This window comes from Thiocystis violacea, assembly GCF_016583565.1.
In the GTDB taxonomy this organism is placed as follows: domain Bacteria; phylum Pseudomonadota; class Gammaproteobacteria; order Chromatiales; family Chromatiaceae; genus Thiorhodococcus; species Thiorhodococcus violaceus_A.
The window spans coordinates 1-18,561 of sequence record NZ_NRRF01000055.1 but is presented as its reverse complement, the minus strand read 5'-3'; the positions used below and the strand labels follow the sequence as shown (position 1 = coordinate 18,561).

Sequence of the window (18,561 nt, the reverse complement as noted above, 5' to 3'; positions counted from 1 at the left end):
TTCTGCCCCAGAGCCGGCGTCCCTTTCCAGCCAGGTGAAACGGACGGCGAGGATGCGGTCGCCGCGGATCATCCTGCGATCCGGCGCTGGACGGCCTCCAGCGTGCGTCCAACCTTCGAACCTAGGATGCATGAGCCCAAGCAGGTGAAACCATGAAGCCAATAGAGCTGCTGACCGAGCAACTGATGGATATTGCCCGAGGTGTCTTGGCCTCCATACCGCAAGTCCTGCTCGCCCTCTTCCTACTCATCCTCACCTTCGCGGTCGCCAAGATCGTCCGCGCGATCATGCATCGAGCGCTACGCAAGGCGCGCTTGCGCAGGAGCCTCAAGAACCTGGCGACCTTGTTGTCGTCGATCGCGGTCTGGACCTTCGGCCTGATGCTGGCCGCCTTGGTCGCTTTTCCCCACCTGACACCCACCAAAGTGCTCGCCGCACTCGGCATCGGCTCCGTCGCCATCGGGTTCGCGTTCAAAGACGTCTTCGAGAACTTCCTCGCAGGCATCATCATTCTGTTGCGGCAAGAGATGCGGATCGGCGACTTCATCGCACTCGAGGGGATCGAGGGTCGTGTCGAGAGTATATCGGTCCGCGAAACGCATATCCGTCAGACGGATGACCAACTGGTGATCGTGCCGAACAGCTTATTGTTCAAGAACCCACTGACAATCTTGACCGATCGGGACCAGCGGCGTACCACCATTGTTTGCGGGATTGCTTACGCCGAAGACGTCGACGAGGCGCGTGAGATCATCCGGTCTGCCGTGGCGAGCTGCGAAGGCGTCTTGACCGACGCGAAGCCGATCGAGGTCTTCGCTCAGGAATTCGCCGATTCATCGATCAACTTCGAGGTCACCTGGTGGACCGGCTCAACGCCCCTGGACGTCAGACGATCCCGCGATGCCGTGGTCTCCGCAGTCAAGCGTGCGCTGGACGATGCCGGTATCGAGATCCCATTCCCCTATCGAACACTGACCTTCGGCGCTGCCGTGCCGGTTCGCTTGTCCAATTCCGAAGATTGAGTCATATCGCACACCGATCGACTACGGAGTATCGAACTGGAACTTCAAGTAGTTGATCGAAGAAGGCCCTTCCAGCGACACCAATAGCATCGGTCGCCCGGTCGAGTCATGCTCGGCCAGACGGGCGATGATGCCGCTGCGCGTCTCGGCCTTTCCAACAAAAGCCCGCCGCCGTCTGAGCGATTGACGCGCGCTCCTCCTTTACCGCTTGACGCCGCTGCGCTCCCGGAAGGCTTGGTCGACCTCGGCCGCCTGCGACTCCTTCCAGGCTGCGTGGCAGGCTCCTCCGCAGAAATGGAGAAAGTAGTCGTGGGCCTCCGGCGAGATCGCCTCGGACGCTGGGATCTCCTGCTTGCAGACGGCGCAGGCGACGAGGCCAGGCGTGACTTCTGTGTTCTTGGACTCGGACATGTGAACCTCCTCGAGCGTGCGTGCGATGGCGGCGTCGGCAGCGCCGCGCGCTCGATCGCGGCGCTGGAGCGGTCGCTGATCCCGAATCCGACATTCGCCGTAAGTGCGGCCAGGTGCTCGGTCTGTGGAACGGCCTGAGGGAGCGGCGCCCGCCGCGATCAGGCATCGTCCCGGCGGGGCGCCGCTCTCACCGCATCAGTGTGCCGGACTTATGATCGATGCCCCGATTCAATCCGACTCAGCTCAGCGTATCGAAGAGCCGCTCGGGCAGATGATCGCGGATCGCCGCGGCATCGAGCCGGGTCAGATCCTTGTCGATCTCCAGGACCAGCTCACGGGAGGTCTCGGTGGTCATCTGCTTGCGCAGATGCCCCAGGAACGCGGGCGGCGCGACGATGCCAAGATGCCGATAGCGCCCCTCGATCCGGCCCCGATTCAAGGTATCCGCCAACGCCTTGGCGAAGTCGATCGCCTCCACTTCGGTCGGATCGGTCGACGGCTCCATGGCATGGCGTCCGGAGCCGCCGCTGTCGAAGGTCCGTCCGGGTCGATCGGTCGTGAGATCCTGATCGCGCATACGGCCCTGCGGGGCGACGACGTCATGCACCTCCTCGAGCGCCCCTCGCGCCGTCATCGCGCTGAACAGGCGCGCCCGTCCCTGGTCGGCCACCAACAGCCACAGTTTCGCTTCGGTCATGAGTCTCGGCGCCTCCTCGACGCAATTCGTGCGCAGCGCTCCGCCGCCGGTGATCGAGCCCTGTCTCTTCGGGTTTCCATGAGTTCCGCGTGGCGGGAACCGCCGGGAGCGGCGCGGCACGGTTGAACGTATGACGAGCGTTGAAGACGCAAACGAGATGCCAACCGCGATCGTCGCCCTTATCGCGCCAACGGCAGCCGTGACCGGACCCCTTGGGTGCATTTCACCCGTTTCGGCTGTTTCGCCGGGGCAAATCGCCCTCCGTCGAAGACGTCGGAAAAAGAAAGGCTGAGGGACCGCACCCGACCCAGGTCCACGCCAATGCAGGACTGCACGCCTAAACGCGGAATCCAGGCGGTCGTGACGACTCGGCACGATCCCTATGCGCGATTTCACGAGGGCGTGACCGAAACCGGTACAGCGGTTGCTTTTTCGTCTGTCACCGATGCCACCCCGGAAGAAGCAGCCGTCTTCGGCTGCCCAGGAACGCGATGACGACTCACACACGACGAACCCTATTGCTGCTGTTGCTGACGCTCGTCGTCGGGGCCGCTCTTTCCGCCTGGCTCTTCCGCGCGACCTTGTTCGCAACCGGCGGCCAGGAAGAGGCGGCGCGGGGACGACCGCCACCGGCGGTCGAGACCGCGCGGGTGGAGCGCGCGACCATTGCCGACCGCATCCGCGCGACCGGCACGCTGCAAGCCCCCGAGGCGGTGACCATCACCGCGCAGACGGCGGGGCGTGTCGCCACGATCCACTTCGAGGAGGGCCAGCGCGTCGCCAAGGGCGCGCGCTTGGTCGAGCTGGAACGCGATCGCTCCGAGGCGGCGGTCGAGCGCGCCGCCGCACGTCTGGAGCAACGCTCCAGCGCCGAGGCGAGACGCGAAGAGCTGATGGTGAAGGATTTCGTCTCCGCCGCGGAGCTGGACAGCGCCGAGGCCGCCGCCCGGGAAGCCCAGGCACAGCTGCGCATCGCCAGGGAGGATCTCGACGACCGGCGTATCGAGGCACCCTTCGCCGGCGTCATCGGGCGTCGCCTGATCAGCGTCGGGGCCTTGCTGAAGCCCGGCGACCCGATCGCGCGTCTCAGCCGCACCCAACCGCTGGATCTGTTGTTCATGGTGCCCGGCGTGGAGATCGGACGCATCGAATCCGGCCAGCGCGTCGAGGCGACGACGCCGGCCTATCCGTCGCGCCGCTTCGACGGCGCCCTGACACTGATCGGCACCGAGGTCGATCCGGGCACCCGCACCCTGCCGCTGGAGGCGACCCTCGACAACCCCGACGATCTGCTCAAGCCGGGGATGTTCATGCAGGTCGCCTTGATCGTCGGCCAGCGCGACACGCTGCGCGTCCCCGAGGCCGCCCTGATCACCGAGGGGCCGAACACCTTGGTCTATGCCTTGAGGCCAGCGGCAGAGGACGGGGAGAACAGCGGCGCCACGGTCGAGCGCAGACGGGTCGAGACCGGCGCGCGCCGCGACGGTTGGGTCGAGATTCGTGACGGCGTCGCGGCGAGCGAGCGCGTCGTGATCGCCGGACTCCAGGGGCTGCGCGACGGTCTCGCCGTGCGCCCAACCTCCGCGACCGAGCCGTCCGATGCCGGCGCCACGCCCGCCGAGTCGGCGGAGACACGCCGATGAAGCCGACCACCCTTGCCGTCACCCGGCCGGTCGCCGCCACCGTGCTGTCGCTGCTGTTGCTGGTGCTAGGGATCGCCGCCGTGCTGACGCTGCCGGTGCGCGAGTACCCGGATGTCGACGAGCCGACCGTGACCGCCACGGTCGTCTATCCCGGCGCCTCCGCCGAGGTCGTCGAGCGCGAGGTGACCGAGCCCATCGAAGAGGCCCTCAGCGGTATCGACGGCGTGCGCCAGATCCGTTCCACCTCGGGCGACGGACGCAGCCGTGTCGAGGTGGAGTTCTCGCTCGGGCGCAATCTGGATCTGGCCGCTGCCGACGTGCGCGACCGCATCTCCACGGTGCGCAACGAACTCCCCGAGCAGGCCGAGGCGCCTGAGATCGCGCAGCGCTCGCTCCAGGCCCAGGTGGTGATGTGGTTGCTGCTGACCAGCGACACCATGAACCGCCTGGAGCTGTCGGATCTCGCCGATCGCGTCCTCGTCGATCCGCTATCGACGGTCTCCGGCGTGGCAACGGTGCTGTTCGGCGGCGAGCGCCGCTATGCCATGCGCATCGATCTGGATCTCGCCGCACTGGCCGCGCACGCACTGACCGTGCTCGACGTGGAGCAGGCGCTGCGCGCGCGCAATCTGGAGCTGCCCGCCGGACGTCTGGTCTCCGACAGCCGCGAGCTGACCCTGCGTACCATGACCGAGCTGGAAACCCCGGAGGCCTTTCGCGAGCTGATCGTTGCCGATCGCGACGGCGCTCGGGTGCGTCTCGGCGACATCGCCCGGGTCGACTACGGACCGGAGAGCGACCGCACCGCGGTGCGCCTGGACGGCGAGGACGCGATCGGACTCGGCATCGTGCGTCAGTCCGGCTCCAACCTGGTCGCGGTGTCATCGGGCGTGCGCGAGCGCATCGAACAGCTCGCCAACCGCGTTCCGGACGATGTCGCGCTGACCGTCGCCTACGACTCGGCGATCTTCGTGGAGTCTTCCATCCGCCAGATCCTGCTGACCCTGGCGATCACGGTCGCGCTGGTGGTGGCGGTGGTGTTCTTCTCGCTGGGCTCCTGGCGCGCGACCCTGGTGCCGGCGGCGACCATCCCGGCCTCGGTGGTCGGCGCCTTCATCCTGCTCTACGCATTCGGCTTCTCGATCAACGTCCTGACCCTTCTGGCGCTGATCCTGGCCATCGGCATGCTGGTGGACGACGCCATCGTCGTCAGCGAGAACGTCTTCCGTTTCTCCGAGCAGGGCAAGCCGCGCCTGCTGGCCGCCGACCTGGGCGCCGGCGAGGTGGCCTTCGCGGTCCTGTCGACCACCACGGTGCTCTTGGCCGTCATCACCCCGCTCGGTTTCCTGAACGGCGACGCGGGACGTCTGTTCAGCGAATTCGCGGCCAGTCTCGGCGGCGCGCTGGCACTGTCGAGCCTGGTCGCGCTGACGCTCGGGGTGACGGTGGCATCGAAGCTGATCGCGGCCGAGCGCATCCAGGACGGCGCGCTCTATAAAGCGATCTCACGGGGTTTCGAGCACACCAGCAACGGCTATCTGCGCTTGCTGCGCGGCGTGCTCGGGTGGCGCTGGGTGGTCGTGCTCTTGTCTCTGGTGCTGCTCGGCGCGACGGTCTGGCTGTATCGGGAGCTGCCGCGCGAACTCTCGCCGCGCGAGGATCGTGGGGTCGTCTTCATCCCGGTGGCCGCGCCCGAGGGCGCGACCCTGGACTACATGCGCGACATCCTGTCGAAGATCGAGACCGTGCTGCTGCCACTGACTGAAGATGGCGGACCAGCACGGCATGTGATTTCGCTGGTGGCGCCGCGCAGCGCCGGTCAGGGGCCGGTCAACTCCGCCATCGTGATCCTGCGGCTGAAGGATTGGGGCCAGCGTACACAGAGTCAGTTCGCGGTCACCGCATCGCTCCAGCCGAAACTGGCCGCCATCACCGGCGCTCAGGTCTTCGCAATCAATCCGCCCAGTCTCGGCGGATCCAACGCCGGGCAGCCGGTGCAGATGGCACTGGTGGGCGAAGATCTCGATCAGCTCCATCAACTGGCCGAGCAGGTGCTGGCACAGACGCGTTCGATGCCGCAACTGGCGCAGACACGCCTCGACTATCAACCGACCAATCCGCAGCTGCGCATCCACATTGATCGCGACCGCGCGGCGGCGCTCGGCATCGACATCAGCGACATCGGCCGCACGCTCCAACTCCTGATGGGCGGCGAGGACGTGACGGATTTCTCCATCGATGCCCAGACCTACGAGGTCATGGTCCGCGCCCGCGAAGCCGATCGCGCCGCGCCGCAAGACCTCGGCGAGGTCAATGTTCGCGCCAGGGACGGCTCGCTGGTGGCCCTGAGCGGGCTGATCGAGACCGAGATCATCGGCCGCGCCGCCGAGCTGAAGCGGGTCGACCGGCTGCCGGCGGTGACGCTGAAGGCCACGCTCACCAGCGGCGCCGCGCTTGGCGATGCCCTGTCGGCGCTGGAGGCCAGGGCAGCGCCGCTGCTGCCGCCGGAGGTCGAGATCCGCTGGCTCGGGGCCAGCCAGGACTATCAGCGTTCGGGGCAGGCCTTTCTGCTCGCCTTCGCGCTGGCGCTGACCATCGTCTTCCTGGTGCTCGCGGCCCAGTTCGAGAGCTTCGTCCAGCCGCTGGTGCTGCTCGCCGGTGTGCCGCTAGCGGTCTTCGGCGCCCTCATGGCGCTGTGGATCGGCGGCGGCTCGATCAATCTCTACAGCCAGATCGGCTTCATCCTCGCCATCGGCATCATGGCCAAGAACGCGATCCTGCTGGTGGAATTCGTCAACCAGCTGCGCGATCGCGGCCGCGCGCTGCGCGAAGCCGTCGAGGACGCCGCCAGGGCGCGCGTGCGGCCCATCCTCATGACCTCCATCGCCACCTTCTTCGGCGCCCTGCCCCTGATCCTGGCGATGGGGCCAGGAGCCGAGACGCGCAGGATCCTCGGGCTCGTGATCCTCGGCGGCGTGCTGTCGGCGACCCTGTTGACGCTTTTCCTGGTGCCCGTGCTCTATCTGCTGCTCGCGCGGCGCACCCGTCCCCGCGCCGCTCTGGCGCGTGCGCTGGAGGAGCAGCGTGCAGAGGACACACGGACAAGCACGCAGGAAACCTGACCCGAACGACCGGCTGAAATGCCCCGCGAGATGGCTCATAGGACTCGCCACGATGAAGCCCGCTGCCCGGCTCCGGCGCGCCCACGGCCTGGCATCGAATCTGCGTGGCCCATGAGACGCGCTGAAGGACGTTCAAGACACGTCGCGCGAGATGCGACCTCTTCACCTGTATTCTGCGCAGACCAGCCCCAGAAGAGGCCCCGGCGACACTTGGCTTGGTCTTTGCAAAACATTCCCTGCTTCTTGCAACAACGACAACGGAGGAATTCAAATGAGTGAACGAGAAGCCTATGTAGACCAGATGAAAACGAAGCTCGATCAATTGAATGCTGAGATCGGCGTACTCGAGGCCAAGGCAAAGGTCGCCGGTGCCGACGCCAACGTGAAGTACGACGAGTACCTCTCAACGCTGAAGGAAAAACAGGCCGCCGCATCGGCACGGCTCGAGGAGTTACGCGAATCGAGCGGTGACGCTTGGCAGGACATCCGCGACGGCGCCAGCCAAGCCGCAGACGCCTTGGGCGAGGCGCTGAAGTCCGCAAAGTCCAAATTCCATTAAACCCAGAGCGTTCGCGGACCACCTGCAGCAACCGCTCGCGGCTGGCCGGGTATGAGGGTCTGGGGTCGATTTTCCGCGCTGCCTCAACCATCAAGGCAATCAGGGCAAGTCGACCCCAGGCACCCCCTTAAGCCCGAACCAGATCAGGCAGGCACTCAAAGAGGTCGAGACGCCATGAATGCACCGAACACAGCCAAGGCGGAAGACCAACCGCTCTATGGCAAGCAGACACGGCTTGCGATCGACAACTTTCGTATTGGCGGCCCACCGCTCCCTGGCGCCTTCATTCGGGCCTTGGGACTGATCAAGGCGATGACCGCGCGTGTCAACGGCGCGCTAGGGGTCCTGTCTCCGGACATGGCCGAGGCCATCGCCGAGGCGGCGGACGCGGTTGCTGAGGGTCGCCACCAGAACCAATTCCCGGTCGACGTCTTTCAGACCGGCTCGGGCACCAGCACCAACATGAACGTCAACGAGGTCATCGCGGCACTGGCCGAGCGCCGACTCGGACGCCCGGTCCACCCGAACGATGACGTCAATCGTGGACAGAGCAGCAATGATGTCATCCCGACGGCGATCCATGTCAGCGCGGCCGTGGCCCTGCGAACGCTCACCGGTCGTCTCGGCTCGCTCCAGCGTGCGATCGAGACCCGCGCGCGAGCGCTCGATTCGGTCGTCAAGACCGGTCGCACCCATCTGATGGACGCGGTGCCCATCACCCTCGGACAAGAGTTGTCGGGCTGGGCGGCCCAAATTGCCGACGACGCCGAGCGCTTGAGCGATGTCGAGCGACGCCTGCTCAGGCTCGCGCAGGGCGGAACGGCCGTCGGCAGCGGACTCAACACCCCCCCCGAGTTCGCCGAGCTCTTTGCCTCGCTGCTCGCGGCCCGCACCGGGCTGGCATTCCAGCCGGCGCCCAATGCCTTCGCGGCGATCTCCGCCCAGGACACGGCCGTCGAGCTGAGCGGTCAGCTGCGCGTGACCGCGATCGGCCTACTCAAGATCGCCACGGATCTGCGCTGGATGAACAGTGGTCCGGTCGCCGGTCTCGCGGAGATTCGACTGCCAGAGCTGCAGCCTGGCAGCAGCATCATGCCCGGCAAGGTCAACCCGGTCATTCCGGAGGCGGTCTCCATGGCTTGCACCCAGGTCATCGGACTGGATGCCGCCATTGCCTTGGCCGGCCAAGACAACAGATTCCAGCTCGCGACCATGCTCCCGCTCATCGCCCTCGACCTGCTGGAGCAGATCCATCTCCTGAGCGGATCGACCGAGGCACTGGAGACACAGGCCATCGACCGCTTCGAGGTCGATGCCGAGTCCCTGGGCAAGCGCGTCCGCTCCAATGCCATGCTGGCAACGGCCTTGACGCCACGCATCGGCTACGACCGCGCCGTTGAGATCGCACGCCTGGTACAAGCGCAAGGCCGTGAAGTGATCGAGGTGGCGCGCGAGATGACCGATCTTTCCGAGCAAGACCTGGAACGCCTGCTGGATCCCAGCCGCATGACACACCGCGAAGACGGGAAATAATTCGGCCCGAAGAAGCGTCCTTGCGGGACGCCTCGACCACCGCTCGCTCCGTGACAGAAACTACCGGTCTTCGCTGCTGCGCTTTCCTTGGCCGGAAGCGGTCGCTGGGCTCGACGACATCCCAGGTTGCGCCGGGTCCATCCGCGACTCCTCCTCGTTCTTGATTGATGTCTCGGGCGAATACGGCGACTGCATCGGGCTCTTGGTCACTCGTGAGGTTTGGGTGCGCGATTCGAAGTAATCGGAGTCCGGTTTCATTTCATAGTAACTGCCGGTCTCGGCCTGAGCGTTTGCCGCGGCAGGCGTAAAGGCCGTGATTGCCAAGGCGATTGGCCCAAGTGTGCGCAAGTTGATCATGGATCTCCTCCTGATCGAGGTTTCTGAAAAGCCGGAGATTTTGTCAGCAGTTCATCACTCCGGCACTCGCCCTGCCACTGGCGTGCACGCCGACAGCAGCACGGTCTCCGGCCTGGCCATTGCGGCCCAGACCGCCCGGCATCAGCGCCCTGCCCCAGCGATGCGCCGGACCTCGCCCTTCTTGGGCGGCTCGCCCAGGACCGCGTCGATGGCGGCCCGATCCAGGCTCTCTTCGTCCAGCACTGCCTCGGCCAAGCGCTCGAGCCGGTCGCGATGCTCGTCCATGAGTCGGTGCGCACGCGCCTCGATGTCCTCGATGAGCTCGCGGATCTCCTCATCGATCAGCCTGGCCGTCGCATCGCTGAAGTCCTGGGACTGGCCCATCTCTCGGCCTAGGAATACCGGCTCGTCGCCGCGACGGGATGAGTCGTCAAGTCGTCGCGGAAACGGAGCAACGCACTCGGACCACGCGTGAGGGACTGTTGAGCCACGACGCCCTCTAGGCGTCCCCGCGCACCTGCCGCACCTGTTCCGGTTCCGGCCCAGAAAAGGCTTGGGGCGCCGTCAATGCCTCGATGACCTCGAACGCGTCGATCATGCCGACCAAGTCACCGTCGGAGCTCGTCACGCAGATCGCCGGCTGCCGATGACGGCAGATCAAGCTCCGCACGTCCTTCAAACTGGTCTCCATCGCGCAGCGAAACGGCTCGCGCGTCATGGCGTCCGCAACCCTTTGGGTCCCGTGCTGACCCTCGTTAGCGCGGCCGTAGGTGACCATATCGAGCAGCGAGAGACTGCCAACCAGCTTTGGCCCGATGCAGACCGGGAGCAGCCAGTGGGCAGACCGGCTCATCACCTCGGCGGCTTCTTCCAGGTCGAAATCCGGATCCAGAGTCGTGAATTGGGTCCTCATGGTTTGGATCAGTGTCATGTTCGATACCTATTGATCAAGACCAAAGATTCGTCCCGCGCGCGGTCTCTCTAGAGTCCAATCGATCCTCGCGAAGGAAGCCGCGACTCGCGACGACGCCCAGACAGCGATATCCGCAAGGCGCATGCGCGCACGGACGGCATGTCCCGGATGGTTTTCATCGCACTCCTCCGTGCGGCTGCTCGACCGGTGACGCGTTGAACCGACGACCCCGAACCGTCTCGGACCGACAAGACAATCAATGCGGGTTCCATGCCAACACCGATGCGTCGAGAGACGCCAGACCGCGGCAGATGACTGCGAGCGACGGATTGCATTGAGACCTAACGATCGTCAGCCTGCGGGTATGCCGATCGCGCCGGCCTTCGCGACCGGGTGATAAGAGAAAGGCTTCGGTCGAGACGTGATCGCGCGCCTGCTGCGCCAGAATCGGGTGCACGCCTACGATTTCACGACCAACCGGGTTCCGGGACTCGAGTTCCGCCAGTCGATGCCAGCAGCCCAGGATCTCCCTGAAGAGCCGCGCTGACGCAGGTCGGAGGATCCATACGAGGGAGCCAGCACCCGTCGTTACCGCGCAACCGGCAGCGCCTCCGCCTCCCAGCCGGTCATGCCGCCGAGCACATTGAACACCGCCTTGTGGCCGCGGCGCTTGAGGACACTGGCAGCGACCGAGGATCGGAAGCCACTGCCGCACACCACCGCAACTGGCCGGTCCTTGGGGATCTCATCGGCGCGACGGACGATCTCCGCCCCCGTGATATGGACGGCTTCAGCGATGCGTCCAGCACTCCATTCGGCCGGTTGGCGAACATCCAGCACCGTTAGGCCGGGCGCCTTCTCGATCTGGTCGCGCAGTTCCCAAACGGTCCATTGCGGCAGGATGTCGATCGGCATTCCCGCGGTCCGCCAGGCGAACATGCCGCCCGCCAGCCAGCCGACCGGAAGCTCGTAGCCGATCCGCAACAGCTGCCAGCAAACCTCCCACAGATCGCCCGGCTGTTCGAGCACCAGGACGATCGGCCGATCATCGGGCACCACACTGCCGGCCCAGGTCGCGAACGAGCTGCCGACACCCACGTTGAGCGCGCCCGGAATATGAGCGGTGAAGGCCTCGGGCGAGCGGCAGTCGAGCACGGTGACGCCGTCGCGCCGCAGCCGATCGACCTCATCCACGCCAAGCGGGGGCGGATCGGCGAGCACGCCAAGGAGCGGCGGCCCCTCGCTGTTGAGCTTACGCATGCGCGGCCAATAGGGGGGCACCGAGGGCAGATCGGTCAGATCCATACACTGTTCGACGAAGCCATCGACGTCCGAGAGACGCGCGAGGAGTTGGTTCATGCGCCGCTCGTAGCCCACGGTGGTCGAGAGCCGGCTGCCGATGTTCCCCCCGCAGAGCGAGCCGGCGACATGGGTCGGATAGACCTCGACAAAGTCGGGCAAGGTCAGCACCTTGCTCTGAAGGGTCTGGCAGAAGGTCTCCGCGCTGCGCCGCGCCTCCTCCGGGCCACCGAGCAGATCTGGCCTGGCCAGATCGCCGACCAGGAGCGCGCCGCCGGAGAAGAAGATGGCGGGCTCGTCGCCGCGCGAGCGGTCGGTGAGTACGAGACTGATGTGCTCCGGCGTATGTCCCGGGGTGTGCAGGAATTCGATCGACACCTCACCCATGTCCAGGCGCTGCCCGTCGTCCATCGGCGTCACCCTGTACCCGAGCTCGGCCCGCCCGCCCGCGAGAAGCTCGATGTCGCCGCGATCGGGAAGCTCGCAGATCCCAGTCAGATAGTCGTTGTGCTGATGGGTATCACAGGCGTAGCGGATGCGCATACCCTGCTCTCGCGCGGTCTGAAAGTAGGTATCCACGTCGCGGCGCACGTCGAGCACAAAGGCCTCGCCAGTTTCCTCCGAGCCTACGAAATAGGACGCATGGCCAAGGCTTTCCAAATAGAACTGCTTGAAGAACATGGTTGGTCTCCTGAACGGTGGCTGCTCACTCGGGAACCAGGAGTGCCGCGATGGCCGGGACATCGGCCGAACAGCCCCCTGCCGCGAGCGAGACAATCCACCGGAGATCAGCAAATCCTGGACCAAAGGTGTCGAGTCCCGCGATCAGGGTGGCGAGATCGCGCCGCACCCGCGCGAAGGGCGATCAGGCGCAAGCCGTTCGGTATAGGTGTTGCGAAGCCCGCTGGATACCCCTGTAAAACAATAGGTTGCATGCAAAAGAGCCACGGAGAATATTTTCTCGGTGGCTTTCAAGCCTAACCTATTGAGTTCCAGAGACAAGTAGGATGTCTAGCCACACCTTTGTCGGACGGCTTGGATCAGGCGGTCCTTTTGAACTGCGGGCTGGGGCAAATCCACCGCCTCGGTACGCAATCAACCCGACCCGAGAGCAGGCCCCGCGTTGTGGTCAGACCAACAGGCCAAGCCCGGAGACAGGGTCGACCACCTGGGTTCGCTCCAGCGCTGGACGCAAGGCACGCTGCTTGCTATCTGCCTGGTGAGTTGCCAGGTAGGTATTAGAGGCGCGGAGTCACAACAGATAGCGCCCTCCTCGGTCTCACGAGGCCAGGGCATGCCTGCTCGATCGAGCAGGCACCACGCAGCAGTCAGGCGGAACGACGCGGGAGCGCGCGATCGGACATGAGGATGATCCAGGCCGCCTCGCGGCAGACGTCAGCCATCGCCGTCACTCGACCCAGACGAGAGGAAAAGCACAATGTCGAAGCCAGCGAGACTCCTGATGAGCGAGTTCGTCACCCACGACGTCCAGCGACTCCTGCTGAGCAAGCCGGACGGCTTGACGTGGAAACCGGGTCAAGGGCTCAAGGTCCAGATCGACGACGATGCCTGGCGCGACGAGGGTCGGCCCTTTACACCGACCTCTTTGCCGGACGATTTGATTCTGGAGCTTGCCGTCAAGCGCTATCCGGAGCACGACGGTGTCACCGTCGCCCTGCACGATCTCAGACCCGGCGCCAAGCTGCTGCTCGACGAGCCGTTCGGCCGCATCAGCTACCAAGGCCCTGGCACCTTCATCGCGGCCGGGACTGGCGTCACGCCCTTTCTCGCTATCCTCCGGCAGTTGGCGCGTGACGACGCCCTGGAGGGGCATCAGCTCTTGCTGACCAACAAGACCGAGCGGGACGTGATCTGTCGCGCGGAACTCGAGCACGACCTCGGCGAGCGCTGCATTCTGACCTACACCCACGAACATGCCACCGGCCAAGAAGGACGTCGCATCGACGCGGCCTTCCTCGCCGCGCACATCGGCAGGCTGGACCAGTCCTTCTATGTCTGCGGACCACAAGGCTTCGTCGAATCGATCAACGCGCACCTGCTGAGCCTGGACGTGCACCCGAACAACCTCGTCTACGAGCGCTGAGCGCTCTGGGCACGCACTCGGCCGTAGACAGCCACAGCGATCTCACGAAGCCGAGGAAACGGAGTCCCATGGGTGCACTCAGCAAGAGCCCCTGGCTGGACGCACGAATGGCACAGGCGAAAGCTGCGGCTGCCGATCGCATCGACATGCGGCGCGAATGCCTATTTCACAAAATTGCTCTTCAACAGGTCCACCACCTCGTCGGTGCGGCCGTTGAGCACCGCCTTGAGGCCGAACAGCGCGGTCGAGGCGACCTGACCAGCCTCGATCTTGGGCGGCATGACCAGCTCGAAGCGGTTCACCGCCACATCGAGCAGGGCCGGCCCGTCGTGTACAAGCCATGATGCCAACGCCACCTCCAAACGATCCGCCCGGTCAACGCGTGCGCCGTAGAGTCCGCACGCCTCGGCCACCTTGCCGAAGTCCGGATTCTTCAGCTCGGTGTAGGCATCGAGCAGACCTTCGACGCGCTGCTCCATCTCGACGAAGCCCAGAGAGCCGTTGTTGAACACCAGCAGTTTCACCGGCAGCCGTTCCTGCACCAGGGTCAACAGATCCCCCATCAGCATGGTCATGCCGCCGTCGCCGCACAACGCGATCACCTGCCGGTCCGGGTACGCCTTCTGAATGCCGATGGCTTGCGGGTAGGCGTTGGCCATGGTGCCGTGCAACAGGCTGGTCAGAAAGCGTCGGTGACCGTTGGCGCTCAGATGGCGCAGCAGCCAGACCATCGGCGATCCGCCGTCGGCCGTGAAGATCGCGTCCCGCGCGGCAAGCCGATCCAGCACTTGGGTCAGCTGCTGCGGATGGATGAGATCCCGATCCTTCTCGGCGCCGCGCGCGCGGTACTCGTCCTGGTCCCGCCGCCACCGATCCAGGGCCTTTTGCAGATGCGCGTCGTTGTCGCGCGGTGCGACCCTCTCGCTCAGTGCGCCGAGCGTTGCCCCCACATCGCCGACCACGCCGATATCGACCGGAGTGCGCCGTCCCAGCCGCGTCGGGTCGAGGTCGACCTGGATGATGCGCGCCTTATCCGGATAGAACTGCGTGTAGGCGAAATCGGTGCCTAGCGTCAGCAGCAGGTCGCAATCGGCGACCGCTTCCATTCCCGCCCGATTACCGAGGATACCGGTCATCCCGACGTTGTACGGGTTGTCGGGCTCGACGAATTCCTTAGACCGTGTCGTGTGCACGATCGGCGCCTTGATCCGATCGGCGAATGCGATCAGTCGATCGCGCGCGCCGCGCGCACCGATACCGACGTATAGCGTGATGCGGGCGGCGCCATCGATGGCCTCAGCGATCGCCTCCAGCTCATCCGTTGACGGGATGGTCACCGGGGCCGCGCGATTCACCGTCCAGCGCAGGCTGTCGGCACAAGTTTCCTGCAACAGATCGCCATTGACGATCACTACCGCGACACCCCGCCGTGCCAGCGCGGCCTGGGCCGCCTGCGCGGTGATGCGGCGTGCCTGATCCGGGTGCGCGATCCGCTCGCAGAACACCGAGCATTGTTCGTAGAGCTTCTTCTGATCGACCTCCTGAGGAAAGCCCAGCCCCTCCTCGCGCCGATCGACGTTCGAGGCGATCAGCACGACCGGTGCACCGTTGCGGTGGCTCTCGAAGATGCCGTTCAGAAAGTGCAGGCTACCCGGACCGCAGGTGCCGGCACAGGCGGCCAGCTCTCCCGTCATATAGGCTTCACCCCCGGCGGCCAAGCCGCCGACCTCCTCGTGGCGCACATGCACCCACTCCAGCTCGGAGCGGCGGACCGCGTCGGTGAAATGATTGATGGTGTCGCCGACGATGCCGTAACAACGTCGCGTGCCGGCCTGGACCAAGGTGTCGACGATGACTTCGGATACGCTCGTGCTCATGTGAACAGCCCCGTGTTGCGCGTGTCGATGGAGACGCGCCGCTCGGTCAGATCGATCCGGGGCGCGAAGCTGTCTGGGTCGGCCGCCTCCCAGAATTCGGCATACTGCGTGCTCTGCGGATCCTCGAGCAGAATCCCTTCCGGCAAAAAGTGCTGCAGCTCATCCAACGGCTTGGCCTCTGCGGCGCCGGTCCGGATCGCCAGGTGGTGGGGCTGCAGATCGGCGGGATGCGTCAGGCCGCACGCGGCCGTGATGTCGACCAGAGCCTCGATCGTCTTGCGATGAAACCGGGCCGCACGCTCCCCCTGCACCGCCGGCACCAGACCGCGCTGACGCCAGCGATCCTGGGTCGCGACCCCGGTCGGGCAGGTTCCCAGATGGCAGCGTTTGGATTGGATACAGCCGATCGAGAACATGAAGGCACGGGCCGCATTGCACCAGTCCGCCCCCATGGCGAGGTTGTGCGCAATGCCCATTCCGGAATAGACCTTACCGCTGGCTGCAAGCCGCACATGGTGGCGCAGACCGCTACCCTCCAAGGCGTTACGCACCACCGCCAGTCCCTCGTTCAGCGGCATGCCGACCCAGTCCGAGAGTTCCAGCGGCGCGGCACCCGTACCGCCTTCGGCGCCGTCGACGACGATGAAGTCGAGCCGTATTCCGGTCTTCAACATCGCCTTCATCAGTGCCATCACCTCGTGCGGCTGGCCGACGCAGAGCTTGATACCCACCGGCTTGCCACCGGAGAGTTCCCGCATGCGGGCGGCAAACTCCAGCAGCCCGACCGGGGAGGAGAAGACCGAGTGGCCACGGGGCGACAGGCAGTCGCGATGCGCCGCGATCTGGCGGACCGAGGCGATCTCCGCAGTGACCTTGGCCGCTGGCAACAGGCCGCCGTGTCCAGGCTTGGCCCCCTGGGAGAGCTTGATCTCGGTCATCCTGACCGCCTCCTGCTGGGCCTTGTCGCGGAATGACTCGGGATCGAATCGTCCCTGCCGATCCCGAGCGCCGAAGTATCCCGAGCCGAGTTCCCAGACCAGGTCCCCGCCGTGCTTGAGGTGGTAGTCGGAGAGACCCCCTTCCCCTGTATCGTGGTAGAAGCCGCCTTTGGCGGCGCCGAGGTTCAAGGCCTCGATCGCGCGGGCCGACAAGGCCCCGAAGCTCATCGCCGAGATGTTCAGCACGGACGCCTCATAAGGCTGCCGGCACTGATCGTTGCCGACGCGCACCCGCGGATCGGAGTCGGGCTCCTCGACTGGCGCGATCGAGTGCGATAGCCAGACATAGCCGTCCGCGTCCATCGCCCGCTCGGAGCCGAAGGGCTGCGTATCCGTTTCCCCGCTGGCGCGCGCCTTGACCAGGTTGCGCGCCTCAAAGCTCAGCGGTGTTCCCTCCAGGTCGTCTTCGACAATGTACTGGCGCAGAAAGGGCCGCATCCGATAGGCCAAGAAGCGCAGATGGCCGGCGACCGGGTAATTGCGGATCACCGCATTGCCGCGCTGGAATAGGTCGATCAGCCCGAACAACACCAAGCATGCGCTGAGGCTATAGACCAGCAGTGCGAATGTGGAACCCGGTGCCACCAGCGCTGCCATGATGCTCGCCAGCAAGGCCAGCAACAGAACGACGGCGCGTTTCAAAGCATGCAGGAATGCGGTCATACGGACGGCCCATGTGCCAGAATCACGATCTCGCCGGTGAAGTGTCGTCACGACGCCAAAACCGATCGGGAGATGGGCCTTGGCCGCCGCGATTATTGGTCAAATAGCAAGCAAACGCCGCACCAACCCGGCATGAGCCGCCACGACGTCGCGCTGGCCGGTTGTCTCGAACGCCAAACAAAGGAGTGGTGGTTATTCACCGGTCGCTATCCACCAGGTGCCGCATTTCAACCGCTGCTTGACGCACTGACTTCATCGCCTGTCGCTCAACGCCGGGCTGGGTACAGAGAGGATTCGCGCGCAAATCGTGCCCGAGCACCTCGATCGAAAGGGCCGGAACTTGGACGTGGATTGCGTTCGAGACAGAGGAAGCCCGGTCTTGCGGTCCTACATGACCACCGTCTCGCGCTGATTGATGATGCCGATGGCCTGGAGGTCGTTGGCGCGGATGGCCGGGGCGCGGATGGCCGCGGCGATCACCTTCAAGGTGACAGGGCGATCTCTTCGGCGTCGTGCTCCACCCAGCCGGGCTTCGGATGGTGCAGAGTGAACGCGGAACAGGCACGGCCACGCAGCTTTCACGCTGGGCGCGGTTTAATGAACCCTTCCTAGGAGAATCATACGCTTGCCCTCAGACCGAGGACGGCTGTTCGCCAGGCAGGTGATCTGCGACATAGGCCCCGCGCTCCCCCGGCGGGCGCTCCTCGCTCCGCGTGGTGTCGCTGGAGGTCTCGCGCTCGACCTCCGCGTTGAGCGCCGCGCCGATAATCGTGATCAGCGCGGAGATGTAGAGCCACATCAGCAGCACGATGACGGCGCCGATCGATCCATAGGTCGCCTTATAGGGGCCGAATTGGGAGGCATAAAAGGAGATGAGACCGGATGCCGCCAGCGAGAGGACGACGACACCCAACGCCAGCGCGCGAGACGCCGTGACGGGCCGTAACGATCGAGGATCGCGAGCATCGTCAGCCCCAAGGCGGCAGGGATAGGCCCCACGGGCGCCAAGTTAACCGCAACCTGACATCCTTGCGAATTCATCATCCGAACGCAGCTTCGGTTCGAGCATCAAGCACCCGAGATCGCACACAGTCTTGACCACCATTGACATCGCCGCTGCATCGACTATCGAGGGTCAATCCTCTCCCGCCCCTCCGCCACGCGCCAGACTCCAGCATTTAAGCGGCCGCCCCCTCGGTCACCAGCGCCCGCAGCGTGACGAGCGCGGTTGCAAGCTCGGTGGAGTCGCTGTCGCCCGGATAGACGCAATAGGTCGGCAGGGTCAGCGTCGGGGCGCCATCGATCCGATGCAGACAGCCGCCGCGCAGATAGCTGGCGGCGACCCGCTCGGGCACGAAACAGC

At 65.3% G+C, this 18,561-nt stretch carries 15 protein-coding genes and 1 pseudogene; 6 read left to right on the top strand and 10 right to left on the bottom strand.

The genetic code is table 11. From position 1 onward, the window contains the following. The first annotated feature begins 152 nt into the window (after positions 1–152). The gene (locus CKO23_RS18210; RefSeq protein WP_200333248.1) at positions 153–1,022 is read left to right on the top strand and encodes a mechanosensitive ion channel family protein; all 870 of its coding nucleotides are present in this window, start codon (positions 153–155) and stop codon (positions 1,020–1,022) included. Between the two features lie 201 nt (positions 1,023–1,223). Here the strand turns inward: CKO23_RS18210 and CKO23_RS18205 are convergent, their stop codons facing one another. Together CKO23_RS18205 and CKO23_RS18200 are read right to left on the bottom strand one after the other, a co-directional pair. After that, positions 1,224–1,433 carry a DUF3330 domain-containing protein gene (locus CKO23_RS18205; RefSeq protein WP_200333247.1) on the bottom strand — a complete coding sequence of 70 codons (210 nt, stop codon included), beginning with the start codon at positions 1,431–1,433 and terminating at the stop codon, positions 1,224–1,226. 238 nt (positions 1,434–1,671) lie between these two features. Further along, positions 1,672–2,130 (bottom strand): host attachment protein, encoded by a 459-nt coding sequence (locus tag CKO23_RS18200; protein ID WP_200333246.1) that lies wholly within the window; start codon positions 2,128–2,130, stop codon positions 1,672–1,674. 491 nt (positions 2,131–2,621) lie between these two features. Here CKO23_RS18200 and CKO23_RS18195 point away from each other — a divergent pair, with 491 nt between their 5' ends. The 4 genes from CKO23_RS18195 to CKO23_RS18180 all read left to right on the top strand — a co-directional run bounded on the left by CKO23_RS18195 (position 2,622) and on the right by CKO23_RS18180 (position 8,987). Next, on the top strand, positions 2,622–3,773 hold the full coding sequence (locus tag CKO23_RS18195; RefSeq protein WP_200333245.1) for an efflux RND transporter periplasmic adaptor subunit: 1,152 nt from the start codon (positions 2,622–2,624) through the stop codon (positions 3,771–3,773). Next, a complete protein-coding gene (locus CKO23_RS18190; RefSeq protein WP_200333244.1) occupies positions 3,770–6,895 on the top strand; it encodes an efflux RND transporter permease subunit in 3,126 nt (1,041 codons plus the stop codon). Before CKO23_RS18195 ends, CKO23_RS18190 begins: the two co-directional genes overlap by 4 nt. A gap of 271 nt (positions 6,896–7,166) precedes the next feature. Next, complete coding sequence (locus tag CKO23_RS18185) at positions 7,167–7,454, top strand: hypothetical protein (RefSeq protein ID WP_200333243.1); 288 nt, start codon at positions 7,167–7,169, stop codon at positions 7,452–7,454. Between the two features lie 174 nt (positions 7,455–7,628). Next, a complete protein-coding gene (locus CKO23_RS18180; RefSeq protein WP_200333242.1) occupies positions 7,629–8,987 on the top strand; it encodes a class II fumarate hydratase in 1,359 nt (452 codons plus the stop codon). Between the two features lie 60 nt (positions 8,988–9,047). Here the strand turns inward: CKO23_RS18180 and CKO23_RS18175 are convergent, their stop codons facing one another. The 4 genes from CKO23_RS18175 to CKO23_RS18160 all read right to left on the bottom strand — a co-directional run bounded on the left by CKO23_RS18175 (position 9,048) and on the right by CKO23_RS18160 (position 12,237). Then, positions 9,048–9,344 carry a hypothetical protein gene (locus CKO23_RS18175; protein ID WP_200333241.1) on the bottom strand — a complete coding sequence of 99 codons (297 nt, stop codon included), beginning with the start codon at positions 9,342–9,344 and terminating at the stop codon, positions 9,048–9,050. Between the two features lie 141 nt (positions 9,345–9,485). Further along, positions 9,486–9,890, bottom strand: a complete 405-nt coding sequence (locus CKO23_RS26405) for a hypothetical protein (protein ID WP_274600236.1) — start codon at positions 9,888–9,890, stop codon at positions 9,486–9,488. Next, positions 9,844–10,257, bottom strand: a complete 414-nt coding sequence (locus tag CKO23_RS18165) for a CBS domain-containing protein (protein ID WP_200333240.1) — start codon at positions 10,255–10,257, stop codon at positions 9,844–9,846. Before CKO23_RS18165 ends, CKO23_RS26405 begins: the two co-directional genes overlap by 47 nt. A 588-nt stretch (positions 10,258–10,845) precedes the next feature. Further along, positions 10,846–12,237 carry an MBL fold metallo-hydrolase gene (locus tag CKO23_RS18160; RefSeq protein ID WP_200333239.1) on the bottom strand — a complete coding sequence of 464 codons (1,392 nt, stop codon included), beginning with the start codon at positions 12,235–12,237 and terminating at the stop codon, positions 10,846–10,848. 781 nt (positions 12,238–13,018) lie between these two features. Between CKO23_RS18160 and CKO23_RS18155 the strand changes: the two genes are divergently transcribed. Further along, positions 13,019–13,660, top strand: coding sequence for a flavodoxin reductase (locus CKO23_RS18155; protein ID WP_242482548.1), 642 nt, complete (start codon positions 13,019–13,021; stop codon positions 13,658–13,660). Between the two features lie 161 nt (positions 13,661–13,821). Here CKO23_RS18155 and CKO23_RS18150 read toward each other — a convergent pair whose 3' ends face one another. The 4 genes and pseudogenes from CKO23_RS18150 to CKO23_RS18135 all read right to left on the bottom strand — a co-directional run. Continuing rightward, a complete protein-coding gene (locus CKO23_RS18150; RefSeq protein ID WP_200333237.1) occupies positions 13,822–15,537 on the bottom strand; it encodes a thiamine pyrophosphate-dependent enzyme in 1,716 nt (571 codons plus the stop codon). Then, the gene (locus tag CKO23_RS18145) at positions 15,534–17,198 is read right to left on the bottom strand and encodes an FMN-binding glutamate synthase family protein (RefSeq protein ID WP_200333236.1); all 1,665 of its coding nucleotides are present in this window, start codon (positions 17,196–17,198) and stop codon (positions 15,534–15,536) included. The genes CKO23_RS18150 and CKO23_RS18145 overlap by 4 nt, the downstream gene beginning before the upstream one ends. A gap of 631 nt (positions 17,199–17,829) precedes the next feature. After that, positions 17,830–18,111 (bottom strand): YihY/virulence factor BrkB family protein, encoded by a 282-nt coding sequence (locus tag CKO23_RS18140; protein ID WP_242482547.1) that lies wholly within the window; start codon positions 18,109–18,111, stop codon positions 17,830–17,832. A 265-nt stretch (positions 18,112–18,376) separates the two neighbouring features. Next, positions 18,377–18,561 (bottom strand): annotated as a pseudogene (locus CKO23_RS18135) (LysR family transcriptional regulator); the annotation flags it as partial.